We start from the raw sequence: 24876 nt of genomic DNA on the forward strand, positions 1-24876 counted from the left end.
CTTTCTTCCGAAGTTATTGAGCGGCAACTGCGCGAGCCGCTTCGATGATCACGCTGGTCACGGCATCCGGCGACGTAATCATCGGCGTGTGATCGACGGGATATGAACGCACGAGCGCGTTCATGCGCTGTGCCATGAATTGCTGGTTTTCGCGAATGATCATCCGGTCTTCATCAGCAATCAGGAACCAGCTCGGCCGGTCCTTCCAGAGAGGACGTCCCACTGCCACCCCGATACACGAAACGGAAACAGGGCGCTGAACCGCTTCCAGCACGGTCAGCTCTTGCGAACTCGCATGCTGCGCGAACGCGTCCGCAAAGGCTTTCTTGGGCAACCAGATCAGGCCATGCTTGTCCGGCGATAGTGTGGGCGCTAGCGGATGCGGTTTGCCGCGATTGAATACGTCGCCGACGGTTTCGCCTTCATCGGGCGCCAACGCGGCCACGTAGACCAAGGCCCTGACATTCTCGGCCCGCGCCGATCCGATCACCGCGCCGGCGTACGCATGCCCCGCGAGAACCACTGGACCATCCACGCGTTCCAGTGTTCTTCCGAGCGCTGCCACGTCGTCTTGCAACGAACTCAGCGGCAGGGGCGCCGCGATCGCATTGATACCTTGTGCCTTCAGCCTTTCGATGACCTTGCTCCAACTCGATCCGTCTGCCCACGCGCCGTGTACGAGCCCCGCACTTACATTTCCAGCCGACATGTCTTGATCCTCCGAAGATAAAGTGACGTAGATACACGCCTGCGGCTTTGATTAACGAGGTGCTTATATGTAACCGTCTCATTGCCTATTTAAAGGTTACACTGACGATGTAACTTGTCAAGTAGAGTTTTAGTGGTTACGATTCCATTATCGTTATTTCGGATCGCCGTAAAAGATGGATTACCGCCAAATACCCGCGATGTTCGTGGCCGACGCGCCCGGCCTTGATTTCCTCAACTCGGTCGCAACGCCCGTAGATGAACAAGTTGACTGGATACCCAATGGCGAGGGCCTGTTGTCGTGGCTGACGCAGGCGGGGCTTGCGCCATCCGCTGCAATCGAAGCGATCAGAAGCCGTTCCACTGCGGCCGAACTCGACGACCTGGCGGCGAAAGCACGCGAACTGCGGGAATGGTTCAGGGGATTTACGCGGAAGAGGAAGGGACGGCCGTTGGCGCCAAAGGACCTTCGTGAACTTGGACCCTTGAACCAGATACTCGAGCGTGACCAGCAGCATCAGGAGATCGTCAAACGTTCATTGAATGGCGTCGCGCGTCTCGAACTTCAGGCGGTTCGACGTTGGGATTCACCAGAATCACTGCTTATGCCAATAGCCGAAGCGCTCGCGAAGCTCGTCTGCGAGGAGGACTTCACGTACGTGAAAGCGTGCGAGGGTCCGACGTGCACGCTGATGTTCGCAGATCACACTCGCGGTCACGCTCGCCGATGGTGCAGCATGGCTGCCTGCGGCAACCGCGCGAAGGTTGCCGCACACCGCAAGCGTCTCAAGGATCAGGAGAGCGGCGGACTTTAGAGTCTTGAGCTTGTATCGGCGTGTTGCGACCATGTATTGAGGAGCGTGAGATGAACCATATCAAGGCGATCGCATTCGATCTTTATGGAACCCTGTTCGATGTTCATTCGGTCATCGACCAGTGCGAAAAACGCTTTCCGGGACGGGGACGCGAAGTCAGTACGGTGTGGAGGCAAAAACAACTCGAATACACGTGGTTGCGCAGCCTGATGAACCGCTACGTGACCTTCGAACAGGCAACGGGAGATGCACTGCGCTATACCTGCAAACATCTACGGCTTGATCTCGATGAACCGGCTTGCAGCACGCTTTGTGATGCTTATCTGCGTTTGCAATCGTTTCCGGAAGTGCCTGCGGCGCTGCGCGAACTGAGGGCGCGCGGGTTGAAACTGGCGGTGCTGTCAAATGGTTCGCCGCATTCCATCGGCGCCGTGGTGGGTAACGGCGGTCTTCGCGATGAATTCGATCATCTGATCAGCGTCGATCCGGTTCGGATCTTTAAACCGCATGATCAAGCGTACGCATTGGCCGAGCGGGTTTTTGGACTTGCGCGCGGATCGATTCTTTTTGTGTCGTCGAATGCGTGGGATGCAACCGGTGCGCGATATTTCGGTTTCCCGACGTGCTGGATCAATCGCGGCGGCGGGACCTTTGATGAGATGGGGCAAGCACCGGACTGGGAGTTGCGCGGGCTCGATGAAGTGGCGCGGCTGTTCGATGGTGCTGAACGGAATGCGCCGCTGGCCTGAGAAAAAGCGGGGCGGCTTCGGCTTGATGCAGAAGCATAAGCCGCCCGTTTCCATCACGGCCGAAGACTGTGATAGTACGCGGCAAGATTCGCGATATCGGTATCGGATAGCGGCTTGGCCATCATCGTCATCATCTCGTTCTGGCGCGCGCCGGATTTGAAATCGTTCAGCGCCTTGACCAGATACTCTTCGGTTTGTCCGGCGAGATTGGGTGCGTCCGGAATCTTCGCGAGGCCGTCAATGCCGTGACATGCCTGGCATTGCAGGGCTTTGGCGCGTCCAGCCTGCACGTCGGCGGCGAGCGCCGCATGCGCGGACCACACGGCGGCCGCGACTAGCGCCGCCGTCATCATCGTCGATGATTTCTTCATTTTCCGCCCGTGTAAGAGATGCGATAGATTGCGCCGGCGAAGTCATCGGAGACGAGCAGCGAGCCGTCCTGCAACTGCTGCACGTCAACCGGACGGCCCATATACTCGCCCGTTGGCGTGAGCCAGCCTTCAGCAAATACCTCTGCCTCGCCAGCCGTGCCGTCATCCTTGACCGGCGTGAACATGATGCGCGCGCCGATCGGCGTCGTGCGATTCCACGAGCCGTGCTGGGCATCGAATATCCCACCCTGGTACTTTGCCGGGAACATCTTGCCGGTGTAGAACGACATGCCGAGGTCGGCCGCGTGCGCCACCATTTCGACTTGCGGGAACACCACGCCGGCAGGTGGCGTTGCGTCCTTGTATTCGACTGTGCGGACCTTGCCGCCGCCATACCAAGGGAAGCCGAAGTTCTCGCCCGCTTTCGTCGCGCGATTGAGTTCGCCGGGCGGAATGTCGTCGCCCATGCCATCGACCTGGTTGTCGGTAAACCACAGCGTCTTGTCCTTCGGATTGAAGTCGAGACCCACGGAATTGCGTATGCCATGTGCATAGATCTCGCGGTTCTTGCCATCCTGATCCATGCGGATAATGCCCGCGAGACCGTTCTTGTCGAGCTCGGCGAGCTTGTCCTTTGGCGGCACGTTCCAGGGTTGCCCCAGCGCGATATACAACTTCTTGTCCGGTCCGATGCGGCACACACGCGCGCCATGATTGAAGCTTTCGAACTGCGTCGGAATCAGCTTGCCCTGCGGCACGACGACGGCCGCCGCGACATCGCTGCCGCCTTCTCCGAAGAATTGCGCTGCAGGAAACGCAAGCACACGATTTTGCTCGATGACGTAAAGAACACCGTCAGGCGAAAAACATACGCCGTTGGGAACCTTGAACGTCACCGAACTTGCAAAGGCGACGACATCGTCCGCAACCCGGCGCTTGGTGCGGTCGGTCACTTGCCATACGCGCGCCTTGCGCGTGCCGACGAAGACAACGCCCGTCGATGGTTCGATCGCCATGTGGCGCGCGTCCGGCACGACCGCATACAACTCGATCTTGAAGCCCGGCGGCAGTTTGATCGACTTGAGATTTTCACGCAGCGCGTCGGCGCGCTGGCCGGCCTGCGGCACGGTTTCGGCGGGCGTGGTGTTACCCGTTTGCTGGAAGTTAGAAAGCGTATTGACGTTGTCCTGCGCCGCCTGGGCGCATGGCAGGGCGGCGAGCATCGCGCCAACGGCAACAGGCATAAGCTTGAGCGCTGCGTTCATCTGTTTGTCTCCTGGGATGTTGCTTCGTTTTTAGTGACTGCAACTACGGACAAAAAGTGATGTGCGATACGAAACATGCCGTGCCCGCGTGCGATGCTCGCGCTAAACGATGCCATAGAGACGCAAGCATGATCGGTGTGCTTTGTGCGAGGGAGCGTCCGCGAGCTTTGGCGGTCGGCGCGGAGAAGCGCTGCATGAACGGGAGGTCTTGTTCATTGCTTCCTCGCAGTGCATCAATTCCTGACAGCGTTCCCTGAGGCATCACTAAAGGTGTGAATGGCAGCCGCGTAGCTTCAAAGGAAAAGCATGAGTGTCTGGTATAGACCGTCCGTGAATGCAGGTCAAGATCCGGTATTCCGGCAAGCAATTCACTGGTCAAGCGCTTTTCTCTTTTATCGTAATGTTAATGTAATTCATTGGGCAATTATTCTAAATGCTCTTTGTGCGCGCCGCTTTTCGGGCTTGGATGTCGACGAACAACGTCATCCGCTGCGTTATGTGGACTCCCAATCACACGATCGAGTAGGCGCATCGTTATTGTTCGGGCCTTCAACGTATCGAGTCGAACGTTTGGAGTTCGCTGCAGATCCATGTAATTTGGATACCGAAATATCCATCAATTTCCGTCTAAGGTTGATCGCTGCCAAGCGCCATTAGAAGCGGTTCCCGGCGAAAGGCGATCCCTGATCAGCCCGATTCGAAAATGGCAAAACTGCCAGCTTCGCATTGTTCTGACTATGTACACTCCGCCAGTCGAGGTTTCTATCGATGAGAGATTCATATGGTTCAGTCCGAAACGAAGTAGCGCACACACGAAGTTTTTTAGTGAGTGCGTTTGGCCGCTGCAGAGTTGTTTTCGTTTGTGTACATTCGCGCATCGTCCTGGCGTTGGTGAATCCAATGGTTTGAACGATGCCTTGATTTCAGTTTGCCTTTTCGGGGAGGAATTTTGAAAGGCAGACGAAAACTACAATCTCCGCTCGACTGACATTTATGGTGCTCGAGACTTTTGGCAAGTTGGAACCCCGATCAATAGGGTTCGCTTGTAGCCGTACCGTCTGCCGTCATGATGAAAACGATCCTACCCGGCGTACTTTCCGGGCCACGCGAATGAATGCGGCCGCTCTGCGCCAATTGCCGCGCGAGGCGGCATCACGGCGCCCGGTGCAACCCCAAGTCCTGGAATTCTCATGCTTGCCCTAGTACGTATCGCTCTGCGGCGGCCCTATACGTTTGTCGTCCTGGCGATCCTTATCCTGATCATCGGACCGCTTTCGGCGTTGCGCACACCAACCGATATCTTTCCCGATATCCGCATTCCCGTCATCAGCGTCGTGTGGCAATACACGGGTCTGCCGCCCGATCAAATGGTTGGACGAATCACGTCGCCGTTCGAGCGCTCGCTGACCACGACCGTGAACGACATCCAGCACATTGAAGCAGAGTCGGTGAATGGCTTCGGGATCATCAAGATCTTCTTCCAGCCGGGTGTCAACATCAGCAATGCGAATGCGCAGGTGACCGCCGTTTCGCAGACGCAGTTGCGCCAACTGCCGCCGGGCACCACGCCGCCTTTGATCCTGAACTACAACGCATCGACGGTACCGATCATCCAGCTTGCGCTGTCGGGCAAGGGACTCTCTGAACAAAACCTGGGCGACCTCGGGCTGAATCAATTGCGTCCGGCGCTGGTCACCGTTGCAGGCGCTTCGATACCGTACCCGTTTGGCGGCAAGACCCGTCAGGTGCAGATCGACATCAATCCGGCGGCCCTGCAAGCACGCGGTCTGTCCGCGCAGGACGTCGCGAATGCGCTTGCAAGCCAGAATCTGCTGACGCCTATCGGCACGGAAAAGATCGGCGATCACGAATACACGCTGCAGCTCAACAATGCACCGTCCGCAATCAAGGCGCTCGGCGACCTGCCGATCAAGGCGGTGAACGGCACGACTGTCTATATCCACGACGTCGCCAACGTGCGCGACGGCAGCCCGCCGCAGACGAACATCGTGCACGTGGACGGCAAGCGCTCGGTGCTGATGTCGATCCTGAAGAACGGCTCCGTATCCACACTAGGGATCATCGACGGGATCAAGCAGCATGTGATCGATGCAAAACCTTCCTTGCCCGACGCGCTGCAAATCGCGCCGATCGGCGACCAGTCGTTGTTCGTGCGTGCGGCCATCAGCGGTGTGGCGCGCGAAGGCGTGATTGCGGCGGCGCTTACCAGCCTGATGATCCTGCTGTTCCTCGGAAGCTGGCGTTCGACGGTGATCATCGCGACCTCGATCCCGCTTGCGATTCTCGGTTCCATCGCGACCTTGTCGGCGCTCGGCGAGACGCTCAACATCATGACGCTGGGCGGACTCGCGCTCGCGGTGGGGATTCTGGTCGACGACGCGACGGTGACCATCGAAAATATCAACTGGCACCTGGAGCAGGGCAAGCAGGTTGAAGAGGCCATTCTCGATGGCGCCGCGCAAATCGTCACGCCGGCGTTCGTTGCGCTCTTGTGCATTTGTATTGTGTTCGTGCCGATGTTCTTCCTGAACGGCGTTGCGCGCTTTCTCTTCGTGCCCATGGCCGAGGCCGTGATCTTCGCGATGATCTCGTCGTTCATCTTGTCGCGCACGCTCGTTCCCACGATGGCGAAGTATTTGCTGCATCCGCACGATCTCAGCGAAGACGCGCATGAGAAGAAGCGGCCGGGACCTTTGGGACGCTTCCAGCAAGGTTTCGAGCGCCGCTTCGAGAAGGTGCGCGCGGGGTATCACAGCCTGCTCGAACTGGCGCTGAACCATCGCGCGCCGTTCGTGAGTTGCTTTCTCGGCTTCGTGCTGGTTTCGTTCGCGCTCGTGCCTTTGCTGGGCCGCAACTTTTTCCCGGCGGTGGACGCGGGGCAGATCCTGTTGCACGTGCGTGCGCCAGTTGGCGTGCGTGTCGAGAAGACCGCGCAGATCTTCTCGGATGTGGAGGCATCGATCCGGCAGATCATTCCGCCGAACGAACTCAGCACGGTGGTCGATAACATCGGCCTGCCAGTGAGCGGTATTAATCTCGCGTACAACAATACGGGGACCATCGGCTCGCAAGATGGCGACATCCAGATTGCGCTGAACGAAAACCATCATCCAACCGATGACTACGTGAGGCAGATGCGCGAGAAACTGCCGCGGCTTTATCCCGGTGTGACGTTCTCGTTTCCGCCCGCGGACATCATCAGCCAGATCCTGAACTTCGGCGCGCCCGCGCCGGTCGACTTGCAGGTTCGCGGCAACAATCTGCCTGCCAACTTCGCCTACGCGAACCGCCTGCTGCGCGAGATCCGCCGGATTCCAGGCGTCGTCGATGCGCGCATCCAGCAAGCGCAAAATTCGCCGACCTTCAACGTCGACGTGGACCGCACGCGTGCGCAGCTTCTCGGCATCAACGAACGCGATGTGACGAACAGCCTGGTGGTGAATCTCGCGGGATCGAGCCAGGTTGCGCCGACGTTCTGGCTGAATAACGCGAACGGCGTGTCATACCCGATCGTGATGCAGACACCGCAATACAGCCTTGATTCGCTCGCGTCGCTGCAGAACCTGCCGATCACATCGAGCCTGCAAAGCAGCGGCCAGATCCTCGGCGGCTTGGCGACCGTGCAGCGCACGAACACCAACGCGGTCGTGAGCCAGTACAACATCCAGCCGATGGTCGAGATCTTCGCGACCACGCAGGACCGCGATCTCGGCGCGGTTGCGGCGGATATTCAACGCGTCGTGCAGGACAATGCGGATACGCTGCCTAAGGGTTCTTCGGTGGCCTTGCTCGGCCAGGTGCAGACCATGAACAGCGCGTTTGCCGGCATGCTGTTCGGGCTGCTGGGCGCGGTCGTGCTGATCTATCTGATTGTCGTGGTCAACTTCCAGTCGTGGGCCGATCCGTTCGTGATCGTCACCGCGTTGCCCGCCGCGCTCGCGGGCATCGTCTGGATGCTGTTTGCAACGCACACCACGCTGTCCGTGCCGGCGCTGACCGGCGCGATCATGTGCATGGGCGTGGCGACCGCGAACTCCATTCTTGTCATCAGCTTCTGCCGCGAGCGTCTTGCCGAGCACGGCGACCCGTTCAAGGCGGCGCTCGAAGCAGGGTTCACCCGCTTCCGGCCGGTGCTGATGACCGCGCTCTCCATGATCATCGGCATGGCGCCGATGGCGCTCGCGCTGGGCGAGGGCGGCGAACAGAATGCACCGCTTGGCCGCGCCGTGATCGGCGGCCTGATTTTCGCCACCACCGCGTCGCTGCTTCTCGTCCCGGTGATCTTCTGCATCATTCACTCGCGCCCTGGCCGCGCGATTGCCCCGACACCCGTCACGGGAGGTCCTGCTCATGTCGTCTGAACCTGTTATCAATACTCCGCCCGTGCCGCGCCGACGACTTGTCGTGATCGCCGTAGTGGGGGTTGCGATCGCGTTGATCGTTGTCGCCGCCGGCGTCACGCTGCGTGCCGTCGATGCCCGTAACCTCAAGACCTGGACCGCCGCGCAAACGGTCCCGACCGTGACGGTGATTCATCCGGTCAGTGCCTCGAACGGGCCGACGCTCGATCTGCCTTCGCATCTCGAGGCGTATTCCCGTGCACCGCTGTTTGCGCGCGTGAGCGGTTATCTGAAGTCTTGGAGTGTGGATATCGGCGCGCCGGTCAAGGCCGGGCAACTGCTTGCGGTCATCGAGTCGCCCGAGCTCGATCAGCAGTTGCTTCAGGCGCGTGCCGACCTTGCAAGCGCCCAGGCGAATTCGGCGCTTGCCGGAACGACCGCGAAACGCTGGCAGGCGCTGCTTGGTTCGGACTCGGTCGCGCAACAGGAAGTCGATGAGCGCACCGGCGACTACACCGCGAAGAAAGCCACGGTTGCGGCTGCGCAGGCCAACGTGGACCGCTTGCTCGCAACCAAGGGTTTCGAGCGGATCGTCGCGCCGTTCGACGGCGTCGTCACCGCCCGCGATACGGACGTGGGCGCGCTGATCAACGCGGGCAGCGGCGGTATCGGGCAGGAGCTGTTCGTGGTGTCCGACGTCAAGAAACTGCGGGTGTATGTGCAGGTGCCGCAGAGCTACGCGCCCGACGTCCGCAGTGGCACCACCGCAACGCTCACCGTGCCGGAGTATCCGGGCCAGCATTTCACGGCCCGCGTGATTGCATCGGCGGATTCGGTCAACGTGGCTTCCGGCACGACGCTGGTTCAACTACTCGTCGATAACACCGACGGCAAGCTCCTTCCCGGCGGCTTCGCAAGCCTGCAATTCAAGCTGCCCGTGCAACAAAACGCGGTACGTGTGCCCGCCAGTTCGCTCGTCTTCGACGCCCGCGGCCTGATGGTCGCCACGCTCGGCGCGAACGGGGAGGTCGTGTTCAAGAAGGTGACCATCAACCGCGATTTCGGCGATTCAGTGGAGATCGGTTCGGGACTCGTTGCAACGGATCGCGTGATCGATACACCGCCTGACGGTCTCGTGGATGGCGATCGTGTGCAAGTCGCCAGCACCGCCAAGAAGGTGTCCGCAAATGGCTAGGACGCTTGCGTTACGCGTTCCGGCACTGGCTGCTGCCGTGAGCATCCTCGCCGGTTGCTCTCTGGCGCCGGATTATCACGTGCCGCCTACGCCGGTCGTCACGCAATACAAGACGACCGGGCCCTGGATCAGCGCGCAACCGGCCGATCAACTGGACCGAAGCGGCTGGTGGAAAAACTACAACGACGCCGGACTCGACGACCTCGAACAACGCCTGTTCGCGAACAATACGGATCTTGCTGCGGCGCTCGCGCATTACAGGCAGGCGCAGGCGTTCGTGGACCAGGTTTCGGCCGGTCTGTTCCCGAAGGTCACGGCGAGCGCGGTCCCGGACCGCGACCGCCAGTCATACCGGCGGCCATTGCGCGTTGGCGGTCCCAACGACTACAACTCAGCCACGTTGAGCGGAGAGATCGATTACGACCTCGACTTATGGGGCCGCGTGCGCGACTCGGTGCAGGCCGGCAAGGATGAAGCGCAGGCATCGAAGGCCGATCTGGCCTCTGTGCAATTGAGCCTGCAGATCCAGCTCGCCGACAGCTACATTCGGCTGCGCGGTCTCGACCAGCAGACGCAACTGCTGAACGACACCGTCAAGGCGTACGCGCGCGCGCTGCAGCTTACCCAAACACTGCATGGCGGCGGGATCGTTTCCGGGCTCGACGTGTCGCGTGCGCAGACGCAGTTGTCCTCGGCGAAGTCGCAGTTGTCGCAGAATCTCGCGCAACGCGCGTTGATTGAACATGCAATTGCGGAGCTGATTGGCGCATCGGCGTCCGAGTTCAGTTTGCCGCAGCAAACCGCATCGATGACGTTGCCGGTGATCCCCGCCGGTTTGCCGTCCACATTGTTGCAGCGTCGTCCGGATATCGCCGCAGCCGAGCGCCGCGTGGCGGAGGCGAATGCAAAGATTGGCGTGGCGCGGGCGGCGTATTTCCCGTCTATCACGCTGAGCGTGCAAGGCGGCTTCCAAAGCACGGCGTATGCCGGTTTGATCAGTGCGCCTAACTTGTTCTGGGCAATCGGTCCGCAACTCGTGCAATACGTCTTCGATGGCGGCCTGCGACGCGCGCAGCTCGACACGGCCAAAGCCGCCACCGACGAGGCCGGCGCGCGCTATCGCAGCGTGGTGTTGTCGGCGTTCCAGCAGATCGAAGACAATCTCTCGCTGCTTCAGGATCTTGGTACCGCGCTCGAGCAGCAACGCGATGCCGGCAACTCGGCGCAGCATTCCGTCGATCTGGCGCTGAACCGGTACCGGCAGGGCGCGGTGGGCTATCTCGATGTCGTGCAGGCGCAGACCGCCGCGCTCGACGCCCAGCGCGGGGTGCTCGACATTCAGACGCGGCAGTTGAGCGCGAACGTACAACTCGTCAAGGCGCTGGGGGGCGGATGGTCGAGCGACGAACTGGCGAGCACGGCGCAGGCTCCGGCGCTCGCAGCCACCGGTCCCAAGGGATGAGCACGCTACGAGGCGCACCAGATGGCGGCCCCGAGGCGCGGTTGGTGCTGAAGAATCCCGGTTGATCTCACGCACTCACTTCGGCGCGATGTCACGCTCCACACGCTTGATATGCTGCTCGACATAGAACGCGGCGGCATCGGCGTCGCCCTGGATCACCGCCTCATAGATCAGCCGATGTTCGGCCACATACAGCCGTATGCGGCCTGCGTCGTAGATGCCTTCGTCCTTCAGGCGTTTCCACAACGGCTGGTCCATTGAGCTCGCGACTTCATCGGCGATCTTGACCATCAACGCGTCGCCCGTCATCACGGCAAGCTGCCGGTGGAACAACCGGTCGCTGCTGTTCCATAACGCGCGCTGCGCGGGATCGTCGATGTCGTAGACGCTCTCCATCTGATCGAGATAATGTTCGGCGAGGCTGTCGCGCTGGCCACGAACGGCGGCACGGCGCGCGATGGCCGGCTCCAGAACCATCCGTACGTCGAGCGTGGAGCTCGGGCTGAAGTCGGCGGTTTCCGTGCCGTTCGCGCTTCCGTTCGACAGGCGGGCGAACGCGTCACCGCACACGAACGTGCCCGAGTTCCGTTTGGTGACGACCAGCCCTTCGTTCTGCAACGCGCCGATCGCCTCGCGCACGGCGGGACGCCCTACACCGAACAACGCGGCGAGGTCGCGTTCCGAGGGCAGCCGCGACTCGGGCATGAAGCGGCCGGCCGCGATCTCATCGCGAATTTTCTGCGATACCTGTTCATAGATTTGTCTGGGCCGGAACGAGCCGTCCAGTTCGGCGTGCACCGCTGACATTCGTCGATCTCGCTTATCTAAATCAAACTACGTGGTCAAAAGCCAAACCAGAATAGCTCCGCTTATTTTGAAACGGTTGCGGGCATGACCAGTTGTGGCATACATTAACTGGTCTGCAATAAAGACCAGTATAGTCCCGCACGGAGTGAAATAAATGAATAAGGCTGTCGCAGGTTTTATGGTCGCCGCCGCGACCCTGGCAAGCATGGGCGCCCACTCGCAAGAGGTGGTGACGATCGGTCATTCGGCGCCGCTAACCGGCCCGCAAGCGGTCAACGGCAAGGACAACGAAAACGGCGCGCGCCTTGCGCTCGAGGATCTGAACAAGAAGGGCGTGACGGTGGCGGGAAAGAAGGTAACGTTCAAACTGGATTCGGAAGACGACCAGGCTGACCCGAAGATTGGCGTTCAGATAGCCCAAAAACTTGCCGATGGTGGCGTGGTCGCCGTGCTCGGGCCGTACAATTCCGGCGTCGCAATTCCCGCGTCGCGCGTCTTCAACACCGCCGGCATCCCCATGCTGCCGGTTGCATCGAATCCCGCGCTGACCACACAGGGCTTCAAGAACATCTTCCGCATTGGCGCAAGCGACGAACAACTCGGCGGCGCCATGGCCGTGTTTGCGAAGAAGACGCTGAAGGCAAAGACGGCAGCAGTTATAGACGATCGCACCGCTTACGGCCAGGGCGTCGCCGAGCAGTTCGTGAACGTGGCGAAGGCGCAAGGCATCCAGATTGTCGACAGCCAGTACACCAACTCCAGCGCAACCGATTTCCTCGGCATCCTGACGAGCATCAAGGCGAAGAACCCCGACGTCATTTTCTTCGGCGGATATGCAGCGCAAGGCGCGCCGATGGCCAAGCAAATGCGCCAGCGCGGATTGCGCGCGAAGCTGCTCGGCGGCGACGGCATCTGTTCCGCCGACATGGGCAAGATCGCGGGCGACGCGGCATCGATCGTGTATTGCGCGCAAGGCGGCACGTCCCTCGAGAAGACTGCTGCGGGGCGTGACTTCGTGAAGCGCTACAAGGACACGTATCACACGGACACGCAGGTCTACGCCGTCAGCTATTACGACGGCATGATGCTGCTCGCCGATGCCATGGTCAAAGCCGGTACCACCACGGACAAGGCCAAGCTGATCGAACAGCTCTCGAAGACGAACTACAAGGGCATCGCGGGAACCTATTCGTTTGACGCCAAGGGCGACCTGAAAGGCGCGCCCACCACCGTGTACGCAATCAAGGACGGCTTGCCGGTCGCTTACGGGCAGTGAGCGGACTGGACGCGAAATGAAAATCACGAATGCAATCAGCACGGTCGAAGTCCATACCGGCGGGGAGGCGTTTCGCATCGTGACGAGCGGCTTGCCGAAGATGCAAGGCAAGACGATCGTCGCGCGTCGCGCATGGCTCAAGGAACACGCCGACCACATCCGCCGCGCGCTGATGTTCGAACCGCGCGGTCACGCCGACATGTACGGCGGTTATCTCACTGAGCCCGTGAGTGAGGGCGCCGATTTCGGCATCATCTTCGTTCACAACGAAGGCTACAGCGATCATTGCGGCCATGGCGTGATCGGGCTTGCAACGGCGGCCGTCGAGCTGGGATGGATCGAGCGCAAGGAGCCCGAGACCCGCGTGGGTATCGACGCGCCGTGCGGGTTCATCGAGGCGTTCGTGCAGTGGGACGGCAACCACGCAGGCAACGTGCGGTTCGTCAACGTGCCGTCCTTCATCTGGCAACGCGACGTGACGGTGCATACGCCGTCCTTTGGCAGCGTGACGGGCGACATCGCTTTTGGGGGCGCCTTTTATTTCTATACCGATGGCGCGCCTTTCGACTTGCCGATCCGCGAATCTGCGGTCGACAAACTGATCCAGTTCGGCGCTGAGGTGAAGGCTGCGGCCAACAAGGCGGTGAAGGTCGTGCATCCGGAGATTCCCGAGCTGAACCATATCTACGGCACGATCATCGCGAACGAGGCGCGGTACGCGGGTTCGTCGCAGGCGAATTGCTGTGTGTTCGCCGACCGCGAAGTGGACCGGTCGCCCACGGGATCGGGCACGGCCGGCCGCGTCGCGCAACTGTACTCGCGCGGTTTGCTGGGACGCGATGAAACGCTCGTCAACGAGTCGGTGATCGGCACCGTGTTCAAAGGCCGCGTGCTGAGCGAAACGAAGCTCGGTCCCTTCGACGCCGTCATTCCCGAGATCGAAGGCAACGCATATATCTGCGGGTTCGCGAACTGGATCATCGACGATCGCGATCCGCTCACCTACGGCTTCCTGGTGCGATGAACATGATCCGATTTTTCGATGAACAACAGACCGCGGCGCTGCTTCCTTATCCCGAACTCGTGGCTGCCTTGAGCATTGCGGTAACGGAATATGGCGCAGGAAAGATCGTGAGCCCGGAAAGACAAGTCGTTCCGTTGCAGGCGAAGGGCGTGATGTTGTCGATGCCCGCAAGCGCCTCGGATCTCGCCATTCACAAGCTCGTGAACGTATGTCCGGGAAACGGCGCAAAGGGATTGCCGACCATTCACGGGCAGGTTACGGCATACGATTCGATCACCGGACAGGCGCTTTTCACGCTCGATGGCCCGACGGTCACAGGCAGGCGGACCGCCGCAATCTCGGCGCTTGGTATCCGGAGTCTTGCACGCAGCGTGAAAGCGATCCTGCTGATCGGCACCGGCAAGCAGGCAAGCAATCATGCCGAAGCGTTTGCCGCGCTGTTTCCTGATGCCACGCTTTACGTGAAGGGTTCATCGCTGGAATCGGCCCAGCGTTTTGCGGCTGCACGCAAGGGAATGGTGGCGCTCGATAACGACGTCGTGCCGGATGATATCGATGTAGTGGTCACGCTCACGACAAGCAGGAAGCCGGTTTATCACGATGCCGCGCGTGGGGCACGGCTGGTCGTTGGTGTCGGTGCATTCACGCCGGACGGGGCGGAGATTGCGGCGTCCATCGTGCATGGCAGCGATGTGATTGTGGACGATCCCGCCGGGGCGAAACACGAAGCGGGAGATCTGATCCAGGCAGGCATCGACTGGACCGCGGTTGGGGCGCTGGCTGCAGTTATTGGTGGATCATGGAGCAGGTCTGCTGATCGGCCCGTGGTGTTCAAGAGCGTCGGATGCGCCGCTTGGGATCTGGCTGCGGCGCGGTTGGCGCGTGAGCGGCTGTCGCAGGAGTGACAAGGCGCATCGGGCGCGCTTTAGCAAGACTGTTCATCCCGGCAGCAACGTAATCCCGAAACGCGGTGCGGCATCGATCATCCGCTTGATGTCTTCGGGTTGCGGCGGCGTAGGTGTGACAGGACCCGTTTGCGCATGGGCGCATGAATCGACGAAATCGTCGAAGCCGGCGGGCGTACAGACCAGCATGTATCGCGAGGGCAGGTCCGTGTTGTTCGCCAGCCGATGCGGCACGTTTCGCGGCAGGAGCGCAGTCTCGCCGGCATGCACGCTGACCTGTTGTCCGTCGATGGTGACATCGACCACACCTTCCAGCACCGTGATGGTCTCTTCCTCGCGGTCATGGACATGCAACGGCGTTGACCGGTGAGGAGGTCCGAAGATCTCCATCATGCAGAAGACGCCGGCGGTGTCTTTTCCGGAAATCAGCAGGCGTACGCGCGTGCCGGCAAAGTTGTATTCGGGCGCTTGAGTGTTCAGCACGAACATGATGTTCCTCTTGAGTTGATTACACGACCTTCACTATAGGCCGCGCGTCGTTCAAGAAATATAGCCGCCGCTGCCGTAACATTCACGGCAACATACCGTGAATTTCCGATGAAAAACCTCAGACAATTCATGAGTTTTGCAGCGGTTGCCAGGAACGGCAGTTTCGCAGCAGCCGCGCGTGAACTGGGTCTCGCGCCGTCGTCGGTCGCGAAAAGCGTGGCGCGTCTGGAAAGCGATCTCCGCGTGCGCCTGTTCCACCGAACAACGCGAGCGGTTCGTCTCACAGAGGAAGGCGATGCGCTGTTCGCGCGCTGCGCACGCGTGCTGGAAGAGATCGAATCGCTGGAATTATCGGCCACGCAATCGCCCGAAGCGCCTTCGGGAACCCTGCGTATTGGTGCGCCAATAGGCTATGGAACCCGCAAGATCGTGCCCGTTCTCAATCGTTTGCTCGCAGCGCATCCGCTGCTCAACGTCGACATGCGCCTGACCGACGAGCGTGTGAACCCGGTGAACGAAGGGCTGGACGCCGTGGTGCGACTCGGCACGCTGGACGACTCGGGCCTGGTTGCACGCACGATCGATCGTCAGCATCTGGTGCTATGCGCAAGCCCCGCGTATGTGAACGCGAATGGCGTACCGCGGTCAGTCGCAGAGTTAGAAGAGCGTCCTGTCATAGTGTTCAGGATGCCTACCAATGGGCGAGATCGCCTGCTTGAATTCATCGTCGATGGAAAGAACATCCAGCTGCGCCCACGCTCAAGGTTTTCGCTGAGTCACGGCGACGCCATGGTCGAAGCGCTGCTTGACGGTGCGGCGATCGCTCAAGTGCCCGAGCACATGGTCGAGCGTCACATCAGGGAGGAGACGCTTGTTGAGTTATTGCCCGAATTCCGCCCTGCGCCGCTCGCGGTCAACGTCGTGACGCCCGGCGCGCGGATGATGCCGCCGCGAGTGCGTGTGTTTATCGATGCGTTGGTGTCCGCATTCAATCCATGAAGCAGGATCAAAGCGGGTAAACCCGCTTCAAGATTTCGTTGACATCGAAGTGGCCGGTTACTAGAGTGAATGTACTTTGGATGCACAGGACGTTTTTGCCAAAGAACGTTCCAGACATCCGATTCCACGTGGCCAGCCGGCAAAAGAGCGGACGCCATCATTCTGGAGACGTTCATGACGCAACAGCGGCCTCGTTGGGTACTCATCACTTTGTTATTCGTCGGCGGGATGATCAGTTACCTCGACCGTGCGGCTTTATCGATCACTGCGCCGCTGATTTCCAGGGATCTGCATCTGGATCCGGCGCAACTCGGCGTTGTCTTCAGCAGCTTCTTCGTCGGCTATGCATTGTTCTGCTTCGTGGGCGGCTACGCGTCGGATCGATTTGGTCCGAAGGCAGTATTGAGCGTTTCCATGCTGGTCTGGTCGCTCTTTTGCGGCCTCACGGCGGGCGTGTTCAGCATCGCGAGCCTGCTGGTCGTGCGCGTGATCTTTGGCATGGGCGAAGGCCCGTACTGCGCGAACATCAACAAACTCGTTTCGAACTGGTTTGCGCGCAAGGATCAGGCGACAGCCATTGGCGTCGCCAATTCGGGCCAGTCGTTCGGCGCAGCGCTTGCTGGGCCGATTGTCGGCTTTATCGCCGTGAGCGCGGGATGGCGGACATCGTTTGTCGTGATCGCGTCGGTTGGCGTGCTGTGGGTCATCGCGTGGATGGTGTGGGCGAAAGACAAGCCCGATGTCGCGCCCGAATCCGGCCTCGACGCGCGTCAGGAACGCGCCGAAGTCCAGCATGGCCCGGCCGGCGAAACGGGTCCGCTGCTGAGCTATATCCTGCGCCCCGGCATCCTCGCGACGGCCTTCGCATTCTTTGGCTACGCGTACATCCTGTACTTCTTTCTTTCGTGGTTCCCCAGCTACCTGACGATGGCGCATCACCTCAGCATCCAGAAGATGTCGGTGGTGACCGTGATCCCGTGGCTGGTCGGAACGACCGGACTGGTGGCGGGCGGCTTCGTGTGCGACTGGATCTACAAGAAGACGGGCCGGGCGATCTTCGCGCGCAAACTCGTGCTGATCACAAGCCTGGCTGCGGGCGCGGTGTGCATCGCGGCGACGGGCGCCGTCACCGACCTGACGTCCGCTGTCACGCTCATGGCTGTGGCGGTCTTCTTCATGTATGCATCGTTCAACACGTACTTCGCGATCATCCTCGATACCGTCGAGAAGAACCGCGTCGGTGCGGTAAGCGGCTTCGTGCATCTGATTGCGAATCTGGCGGGCATCGTGGCTCCAGCCGCGACCGGGTTTCTAGTGCAATGGTCGGGCAACTTCAAGAGCGCGTTCCTGCTGACCGGCTTGATTGCAGCACTCGGCGCGATATCCGTGGCGATTTTCGTGCGCTCGCCCAAGGAACAATTGTCATTCGAAGCTGAACCGGCGCGAAGCTGAAGCAGCAGACGTCACTTTCACGGACACTCAAGATGACTTATTTCGCGACTGTCGAAGAACTGCGGATCGAGGCGAAACGGCGCGTGCCGAAGATGTTCTACGACTATGTCGATGCCGGTTCGTGGACCGAATCCACGTATCGCGCGAATTCCGACGATTTCGCCAAGTTGCATTTTCGCCAGCGCGTGGCGGTGGACTTCAGTCACCGCAACCTCGCCACGACGATGGCAGGCACGCCTGTCACCATGCCCGTGGCGCTGGCGCCGACCGGCCTGACCGGCATGCAGCACGCCGACGGCGAGATCCTCGCGGCGCGTGCGGCAGAGCGCTTCGGCGTGCCGTTCACGTTATCGACCATGAGTATCTGCTCTATCGAAGATGTTGCCGGCGCGACCACGCAGCCGTTCTGGTTCCAGCTCTACATGATGCGGGACCGCGGGTTTATCGCGAGCCTGATCAAACGTGCAGAGGCAGCCGGATGTTCCGCGCTCGTGCTGACGCTCGATCTGCAGATACAGGGGCAACGTCACAAGGACCGCAAGAACGGTTTGTCGGCGCCGCCGAAACTTACGCCACGCAATCTCGTGAACATGATGAGCCGTCCGCGATGGTGCGCCGGCATGCTGGGTACAACGCGGAGGACCTTCGGCAACATCGTAGGACACGCGCCCGGTGTGACGGGTATTGCTTCCATGGCTGACTGGGCCACCGATCAGTTCGATGCAACCCTCACATGGAAGGACGTGGAATGGGTGCGGCGCCTGTGGAAAGGCAAGCTGATCGTGAAGGGCATCCTCGATCCTGAAGATGCCTTGATGGCCGCGCGCTGCGGCGCCGACGCACTGGTGGTATCGAATCATGGAGGACGTCAGCTCGACGGAGCGTTATCGACGATTTGCGCATTGCCTCATATTGCCGATGCCGTTCGCGGCGAGATGGAAGTCCACATGGATGGCGGCATCCGCTCAGGCCAGGATGTGCTGAAGGCGCTCGCGTGCGGCGCAAGCGCGGTGTACATAGGCCGGGCTTTCCTGTATGGACTCGGCGCGCAAGGGGAAGCGGGCGTGACGCGCTGCCTCGAGATCATTCGCAGCGAACTGGACCTGACCATGGCGCTGTGCGGTATCACGGACGTGCGCAGGGTCGACTGCCGCGCGCTGACATCGGGCGGCCACTTGCATGCGCCGGCGACCGCCGCGCAACCTCAGACGGAGCGCCTCGCAGCCGTCCAGGCGGCGTGAGCACTCAAAGCTGTAACCGGAGACGATACATGTTGAAAGCACTCACCGCAGAGCAGGTCCAGCACTTAAAGGACTTCGGGTACGTTGCGCCGGTACGCGTGATGTCCGTGGCGCAGGCGTTAGAACTGCGCGAACGTCTGGAAGACTTCGAGCATGGCAACGACAAGCTGCGCAAGAAAGCGCTGAACGTGAAGAGCCACTTGCTGTTTTCGTGGCTGAACGACCTTGTCAGGAAACGTGAGGTCGTCGACGCCATCGACGATCTCTACGGCGAAAACCTGCTGTGCTGGGCAAGCAGTTTCTTCATCAAGGACGCGCGCGATCCGGCCTTCGTCTCATGGCATCAGGATTCGACATACTGGGGGCTTTCGAAGCCGGACGTGGTGACGGCCTGGGTGGCGTTATCGGAAAGCAATAAAGCGAACGGCGCCATGCAGGTCATTCCCGGGACGCATCTGCTCGACCAGATTCCCCATCGAGATACGTTCTCCGAACATAACCTGCTGACGCGCGGGCAGGAAGTCGCGGTGGACGTGGATCAGGCGCAGGCGGTATCGATCGAACTGGAGCCCGGCGAGATGTCGCTGCACCACGTCCGGATCGTGCACGGCTCGCCGCCGAACGCTTCCGACAAACGCCGCATTGGTTATGCGATCCGCTACATTCCGACTTATGTCCGCCAACTCGAAGGCGATGACAGCGCGACGCTCGTGCGTGGTGTCGACACGTTCAATACCTTCGAGCACGAACCACGGCCAACGGTCGATCTCGAACCCGAGTTCGTCGCACTGCATCAACAGATCGGCGAGCGCAACCAGCAGATCCTCTACAAGGGCGCGGCGCAGCGTCGCTGAACTTACGAGCCTATGAATTTCGCCGCAGCAGTATTGACCGGGACCGGCCGGCCGTTGAGCATCGAACGCCTGACACTGGGTGCGCTCGCCGATAACGATGTCGTAGTCAACGTGCGCGCCACCAGTCTTTGCCACACGGACCTCGAAGCGGTACGCGGCGACCTTGGCGTGCCTGTTCCGTTCGTGCCCGGCCACGAAGCGGCGGGCGTCGTGCAGTGGGTAGGGAAGGCGGTGACGAATCTCGCGGTGGGTGACCACGTGATTACATCGTGGAATCCGCATTGCAACGGCTGCTTCTATTGCATGAGGCAGCAATCGATACTCTGCCAGCAGTATCGTGACCGGGCGCCGTTGGCATGGCATTTCGATGGCCGGCCGCGCCTTTTTCTCGGTGACCAGCCCGTTCATCAGCTCATGTACTCGGGAAGCTTCGCGGAGTTGTGCGTGGTGACGGAGGACTGCGCGGTGCCGATATCGAAGGAGATGCCGTTCGACCGCGCGTGCCTGATCGGATGCGGCGTGATGACGGGCGTGGGCGCTGTGCTGAACGTGGCCAAGGTCGAAGCCGGGAGTTCCGTCTGCGTGATCGGATGCGGGTCAGTCGGGTTATCGGCCATACAGGGCGCGAGGCTTGCCGGCGCGGAAAAAATCATTGCCGTTGACCGCGATTTTGGCAAGCTGAAGATCGCAACGGTATTTGGCGCAACGCATACCTTGCTTGCCAACGAGCATCTCAACAACGCGCTTGCCGAATTGACATCGGGCCGAGGCGCCGATTATGTGTTCGAGGCTGCGGGCAATCCGGCCGCGTTCCAGGCGAGTCTGGAACTCGTGCGCGTCGGCGGCAACGTGGTCTGGCTCGGCAAATTGCCCGCGCAGGAAAACCTTTCCTTGCGCTGGGGAACGTTGATGGGCGAGAAGCGCATCGTGCGTGCAAGTTACGGCGGCGCGGTGCCCGAACGCGATTTCCCCATGCTGGTCGATGCGTATTTCAAAGGAACCTTGCTGCTCGACGAATACATCACGGACCGCCTCAAACTCGCCGATATCAACACGGGACTGGACCGGCTCGCGCGTGGTATCGACATCCGTTCCGTCATCGAGTTCTGAACATGCCTCATCCTCCAATGCAACCCGGATGGATCGAATCGGCGCATCACATGTGCGCGCTCGGAGCGTTCGGGCTGGAATCGGGCGAGTGCATCGATGACCTGGAACTCTCGTACGTCGTTCATGGCGATCTTGCCGATACATCGCGGCCGGTCGTGCTCGGCCTCTGCGCGATCGGCAGTACGCATCACCGGCTCGATTTCCTGATTGGACGCGAGCATGCATTCGATCCCGCGCAAGTCACGGTTGTGGTGATCGATGCAATTGGCAATGGCTTGTCGAGTTCTCCGTCCAACTCGCAGACACAACCCGGCCGCCAGTTCCCTCGCTTTACCATCCGCGATATGGTCCAAAGCCAGATGGCGTTGCTCGAACACCTCGGCGTACGTAACTTGGAAAGTGTGGTGGGCGCGTCCATGGGCGGCATGCAGGCGTTGCAATGGGGCGTTTCCTATCCGCGCTTCATGCGCAGCATCGTCGCGCTCACGCCGATGGCGAAGACCGCACCGTGGGCCGCTGCGATGAACCACGCTGCACGCTTATGCCTTGAAACAGGAAACGGCGGCATGGAAGCATGGATCGCGATCATGCATATCTTCGCGATGCGCACGCCGGAACGTTTCGCCCGGGACGTTCCAGATGCGGCCAGCGTTCCTGACTGGATAAGCCAACGCGCAGCCTGGTGGGGCGCGCAGCAAAGCGATCCGCTGGACTGGATCTATCAATCTTGGGCGTACGACGCGCACGATGTGGGTACGACTCCGGGATTCACCGGCGATACGGAACGCGCGCTGCAATCCATCCACGCGCGGACGATGATCGGCGCACCCGGACTGGATCTGTACAACCCGGTTGAAGCCGCGGAATGGGCGGCGAGGGTGATTCCCGACTGTAGGTTCCTGCGGTTGCCATCGACGAGCGGACACTTGGCGGCCACCGACGCCGACCCGCAATCGGCAGAATTCATCAATCGCGAGATCGGACGTTTCCTCGCGACGTAACCACGCGTGCCGTGTTGCTCCCGCCGGCGCAGTGATGCGCTAGAGTAACGCTTGATCTTCCGACCGCGCGTCACGACCCACTATGAGTTCCTTAATCGTCACACCAGAGGCCGAGCCGTCCGCCGAAGCCAGCGCTTCGATTCATCGGCGCGTCTATCTTCTGTTGAGAGAGATGATCGAGTCCGGGCGCATCCTGCCGGGTGAAAAACTGCTGGAAGCGCAAGTGGCGAAATCTTTCAGCATCAGCCGGTCGCCCGCGCGCTCGGCGTTGGCCGCGCTGTGCGCCGACAAACTCGTGACAGAGAACGAAGGGCGCGGTTATCTCGTAGCCGGTGGACCGGAGGGCTGTCCCGATGGCCGCTCCGCCACCCTCGACAAACTCGAACTGACCAGCACGCCGCAATGGGAGCGAATGTACGCGGCTGTGGAGCGGGAACTGTGCACGCGCGTGTTGTTTGGTTCCGTGCGCATCACGGAAGAGCGCCTCGCGCAGCATTTCAACGTGAGCCGTACCGTCGCACGCGATGTGATGGCGCGCATGCACAGCGTGGGCGCGTTATCGAAGGATCGCATTGGCCACTGGGTTGCCGAACGCGTGACGGCCGAGCGCATCGGGCATTTGTTTGAAATGCGGCGGCTGCTCGAACCGACTGCTTTGATGCACGCGGCCCCCTTTGTAAGCCGTGAAAAGCTGGAGATCATGCGCGAGCGTCTGGAGGCTGAAATAGCGCGTGGCGGCTCGGATATGGACACGGCGGAAACGGATCTGCATATCGATCTGCTTTCGCATTGTCCGAATCGCGAGATCGTCCAGGCGCTCTCGCGCACGCATGTGCTGTTCGTGCCGACGCGTTATCTTGCGGACCCTTACTTGAGCATACCGGGCGAGCTTATCGACAACGCGTTTGCCGAGCACCTGCGCATAATCGATGCGCTCCTTGCAAACAAGCCGGCGCGCGCTGCAAAGGAACTGCAAAAGCATCTGGACGAAGCCGATACCCGCTGGATGCTGCGTTTCGATCTCGTCAGCCGCCTTGAACAGCCGGAACTGCCGTCTTATCTGAGCGCGATTGTTTCGTGAAGCTGGTACGGACCGCGCTGTTGTTTCTGCAAATTCGGCCCCATATGGGTAAGCTCTTGCGATGTCGCGTGCGCAATGACCGCGCCCCAAATTTCAACACTTACGCCAGCCGATAAACTGTTCCGCCAGCGATTTGTCGTGGCAGGATAACGGGATCGTTGCTACGACCATCCGGCGTTCATTGTAAAAAGTGCAAGTATGGAAACAGGTGATATGAGCCTCCTTCCCGAGGCGCACGCTGAATTACTGTGTTATGTCGTCGCCACGGCAGCGGCGACGTACGCGCTCACGAGCGACTGGCGCGTGGATCATGTCGTGATCGCATGCCGGTCATGGCTTTCGAGCAACCGCCTCCATTTACCGTGGCTCGACCGTGTTCGCCTTGGGCAGCTCGCGTTGCAAATTGCACAACGCGATCTGATCGGCGTCGGCATTGCGTTGAAACGCGCCGATGTGCAGGGCCTTTTCACCGGCGACATGAAACTGAACCCGGCAAGTACCGTTGTTCAGCGGATGTTGCAGGTGTGCCGCCATGCGCTGGAGGATCATCGGTTTGCCTGAACGCGGACCGGCCGTCATGCGCCGGCCCAGCGAGGGCATCGAACTGTTAGCTGACCGCGTAACGCTCCAGCCAGTGCGCGTAGGGCGCCGGCAGCGTCCAGGCCGCACGTTCGATCCCCAGTTTCTTCGCCGCGTAGTACGGCCAGTGCGGATTGGCCAGATGCGCGCGGCCTACCATCACGAGGTCGAGCTGGTTGTCGCGAACGGTGCCATCGGCGAGTTCGGGGGTATCGATTCCCCACGCCGATGCAACCGGAATCTGCGCTTCACGGCGTACCCGCTCGGCGACAGGCGCAAGGAACGCCGGCGCCCACGGAATGTTCGCGGTCGGCGTGGAAAACCCAACGCTCACGCTCAATAGATCCAGACCACCACGCTTGAAATTGCGGGCCAGTTCGATGGACTCTGCAAGCGTCTTTTCATCACGTCCGTCATATTCGATCACGCCGAAACGCGCCGTCAGCGGCAGATGCTGGGGCCACACTTCGCGCACCGCGGCAAGCGTTTCCAGCAGGAAGCGGCTGCGGTTTTCAAGGCTGCCACCGTAAGCGTCATCGCGCTGGTTCGAATGCGTCGAGAAGAAACTCTGGCCCAGATAGCCGTGCGCGAAGTGCAGTTCCAGCCACTCAAAGCCTGCATCACGAGCGCGCTTTGCAGCGGCCACGAAATCCTGGCGCACGCGCGCGATATCGTCGAGCGTCATGGCTTTCGGCACCTTGGACAAGCCGCCGCCAAACGCAACCGCCGACGGCGCGATCGTCGCCCAGCCGCGTGGATCGCTTTCCGCGATATGGTCGTCGCCTTCCCACGGACGGTTGGCGCTCGCCTTGCGGCCCGCGTGACCGATCTGGATGCCGGGCACGGCGCCTGCCGCCTTGATGGACGCCACCACCGGCACGAAAGCTTGCGCCTGTTCGTCGTTCCAAAGTCCCGTGCAGCCCGGCGTAATGCGGCCTTCCGGCGACACCGCCGTCGCTTCCACGATCACGAGCCCGGCGCCCCCACGCGCAAGCGCAGCCAGATGCACGCGATGCCAGGCGTTGATCAGCCCGTCGTCGGCCATGTACTGGCACATTGGCGGAACACCGATGCGGTTGCGAAGGGAAACGTCTTTCAGCTTGAACGGCTCAAACAATGTCGGCATCTGCGA

At 60.7% G+C, this 24876-nt stretch carries 22 protein-coding genes; 16 read left to right on the top strand and 6 right to left on the bottom strand.

Annotation, left to right across the window (positions count from 1 at the left end):
- Positions 1–13 precede the first annotated feature (13 nt).
- Entirely contained in the window at positions 14–709 is a 696-nt protein-coding gene (locus tag AXG89_RS39710; RefSeq protein ID WP_075357638.1) for an alpha/beta fold hydrolase, read from the bottom strand.
- A gap of 175 nt (positions 710–884) precedes the next feature.
- Here AXG89_RS39710 and AXG89_RS39715 point away from each other — a divergent pair, with 175 nt between their 5' ends.
- Both AXG89_RS39715 and AXG89_RS39720 read left to right on the top strand, forming a co-directional pair.
- Positions 885–1523, top strand: a complete 639-nt coding sequence (locus AXG89_RS39715; RefSeq protein WP_075357637.1) for a CGNR zinc finger domain-containing protein — start codon at positions 885–887, stop codon at positions 1521–1523.
- Between the two features lie 50 nt (positions 1524–1573).
- Positions 1574–2272, top strand: coding sequence for a haloacid dehalogenase type II (locus tag AXG89_RS39720; RefSeq protein WP_075357636.1), 699 nt, complete (start codon positions 1574–1576; stop codon positions 2270–2272).
- Between the two features lie 53 nt (positions 2273–2325).
- Here AXG89_RS39720 and AXG89_RS39725 read toward each other — a convergent pair whose 3' ends face one another.
- Positions 2326–2643: a c-type cytochrome gene (locus AXG89_RS39725; protein WP_062001970.1), complete on the bottom strand. Its 318-nt coding sequence runs from the start codon at positions 2641–2643 to the stop codon at positions 2326–2328.
- Entirely contained in the window at positions 2640–3908 is a 1269-nt protein-coding gene (locus AXG89_RS39730; protein WP_062001969.1) for a PQQ-dependent sugar dehydrogenase, read from the bottom strand. Before AXG89_RS39730 ends, AXG89_RS39725 begins: the two co-directional genes overlap by 4 nt.
- 1190 nt (positions 3909–5098) lie before the next feature.
- On the opposite strand from AXG89_RS39730, the gene AXG89_RS39735 reads away from it, so the two are divergent.
- From AXG89_RS39735 to AXG89_RS39745, 3 genes are read left to right on the top strand one after another with little or no spacing between them, the layout of a single operon-like run.
- Positions 5099–8290, top strand: a complete 3192-nt coding sequence (locus AXG89_RS39735; protein WP_075357635.1) for an efflux RND transporter permease subunit — start codon at positions 5099–5101, stop codon at positions 8288–8290.
- Positions 8280–9464: an efflux RND transporter periplasmic adaptor subunit gene (locus AXG89_RS39740; RefSeq protein ID WP_075357634.1), complete on the top strand. Its 1185-nt coding sequence runs from the start codon at positions 8280–8282 to the stop codon at positions 9462–9464. The genes AXG89_RS39735 and AXG89_RS39740 overlap by 11 nt, the downstream gene beginning before the upstream one ends.
- Positions 9457–10926, top strand: coding sequence for an efflux transporter outer membrane subunit (locus tag AXG89_RS39745; RefSeq protein WP_086386303.1), 1470 nt, complete (start codon positions 9457–9459; stop codon positions 10924–10926). The genes AXG89_RS39740 and AXG89_RS39745 overlap by 8 nt, the downstream gene beginning before the upstream one ends.
- Positions 10927–11001: 75 nt before the next feature.
- Here the strand turns inward: AXG89_RS39745 and AXG89_RS39750 are convergent, their stop codons facing one another.
- Positions 11002–11733 (bottom strand): FadR/GntR family transcriptional regulator, encoded by a 732-nt coding sequence (locus AXG89_RS39750; RefSeq protein ID WP_062001965.1) that lies wholly within the window; start codon positions 11731–11733, stop codon positions 11002–11004.
- A 178-nt stretch (positions 11734–11911) separates the two neighbouring features.
- On the opposite strand from AXG89_RS39750, the gene AXG89_RS39755 reads away from it, so the two are divergent.
- The 3 genes from AXG89_RS39755 to lhpI are packed head-to-tail and all read left to right on the top strand — an operon-like array spanning position 11912 to position 14938.
- The gene (locus tag AXG89_RS39755) at positions 11912–13009 is read left to right on the top strand and encodes a branched-chain amino acid ABC transporter substrate-binding protein (protein WP_372237038.1); all 1098 of its coding nucleotides are present in this window, start codon (positions 11912–11914) and stop codon (positions 13007–13009) included.
- A 16-nt stretch (positions 13010–13025) separates the two neighbouring features.
- Entirely contained in the window at positions 13026–14033 is a 1008-nt protein-coding gene (gene lhpH, locus AXG89_RS39760; protein WP_075357632.1) for a trans-3-hydroxy-L-proline dehydratase, read from the top strand.
- Positions 14034–14035: 2 nt separating this feature from the next.
- The gene (gene lhpI / locus AXG89_RS39765; RefSeq protein WP_236873631.1) at positions 14036–14938 is read left to right on the top strand and encodes a bifunctional Delta(1)-pyrroline-2-carboxylate/Delta(1)-piperideine-2-carboxylate reductase; all 903 of its coding nucleotides are present in this window, start codon (positions 14036–14038) and stop codon (positions 14936–14938) included.
- A 33-nt stretch (positions 14939–14971) separates the two neighbouring features.
- Here lhpI and AXG89_RS39770 read toward each other — a convergent pair whose 3' ends face one another.
- Entirely contained in the window at positions 14972–15427 is a 456-nt protein-coding gene (locus tag AXG89_RS39770) for a cupin domain-containing protein (RefSeq protein ID WP_075357630.1), read from the bottom strand.
- A 108-nt stretch (positions 15428–15535) separates the two neighbouring features.
- Between AXG89_RS39770 and AXG89_RS39775 the strand changes: the two genes are divergently transcribed.
- The 8 genes from AXG89_RS39775 (at position 15536) to AXG89_RS39810 (ending at position 23726) form a co-directional block, all read left to right on the top strand.
- Positions 15536–16426 (top strand): LysR family transcriptional regulator, encoded by an 891-nt coding sequence (locus AXG89_RS39775; protein ID WP_075357629.1) that lies wholly within the window; start codon positions 15536–15538, stop codon positions 16424–16426.
- Positions 16427–16600: 174 nt separating this feature from the next.
- Positions 16601–17878 (top strand): MFS transporter, encoded by a 1278-nt coding sequence (locus AXG89_RS39780; protein WP_075357702.1) that lies wholly within the window; start codon positions 16601–16603, stop codon positions 17876–17878.
- Between the two features lie 32 nt (positions 17879–17910).
- Positions 17911–19119 (top strand): alpha-hydroxy acid oxidase, encoded by a 1209-nt coding sequence (locus AXG89_RS39785; protein WP_075357628.1) that lies wholly within the window; start codon positions 17911–17913, stop codon positions 19117–19119.
- Between the two features lie 29 nt (positions 19120–19148).
- On the top strand, positions 19149–19973 hold the full coding sequence (locus AXG89_RS39790; protein ID WP_119024836.1) for a phytanoyl-CoA dioxygenase family protein: 825 nt from the start codon (positions 19149–19151) through the stop codon (positions 19971–19973).
- A 12-nt stretch (positions 19974–19985) separates the two neighbouring features.
- A complete protein-coding gene (locus AXG89_RS39795; RefSeq protein ID WP_075357626.1) occupies positions 19986–21083 on the top strand; it encodes a Zn-dependent alcohol dehydrogenase in 1098 nt (365 codons plus the stop codon).
- Positions 21084–21085: 2 nt separating this feature from the next.
- The gene (locus AXG89_RS39800) at positions 21086–22084 is read left to right on the top strand and encodes an alpha/beta fold hydrolase (RefSeq protein ID WP_075357625.1); all 999 of its coding nucleotides are present in this window, start codon (positions 21086–21088) and stop codon (positions 22082–22084) included.
- Between the two features lie 82 nt (positions 22085–22166).
- Positions 22167–23165 carry a GntR family transcriptional regulator gene (locus AXG89_RS39805; protein WP_075357624.1) on the top strand — a complete coding sequence of 333 codons (999 nt, stop codon included), beginning with the start codon at positions 22167–22169 and terminating at the stop codon, positions 23163–23165.
- Between the two features lie 198 nt (positions 23166–23363).
- The gene (locus tag AXG89_RS39810) at positions 23364–23726 is read left to right on the top strand and encodes a hypothetical protein (RefSeq protein ID WP_075357623.1); all 363 of its coding nucleotides are present in this window, start codon (positions 23364–23366) and stop codon (positions 23724–23726) included.
- Between the two features lie 46 nt (positions 23727–23772).
- Here AXG89_RS39810 and AXG89_RS39815 read toward each other — a convergent pair whose 3' ends face one another.
- The gene (locus tag AXG89_RS39815) at positions 23773–24870 is read right to left on the bottom strand and encodes an NADH:flavin oxidoreductase/NADH oxidase (protein WP_075357622.1); all 1098 of its coding nucleotides are present in this window, start codon (positions 24868–24870) and stop codon (positions 23773–23775) included.
- Positions 24871–24876 lie beyond the last annotated feature (6 nt).

The sequence above is a fragment of the Burkholderia sp. PAMC 26561 genome (assembly GCF_001557535.2).
Lineage (GTDB): Bacteria > Pseudomonadota > Gammaproteobacteria > Burkholderiales > Burkholderiaceae > Caballeronia.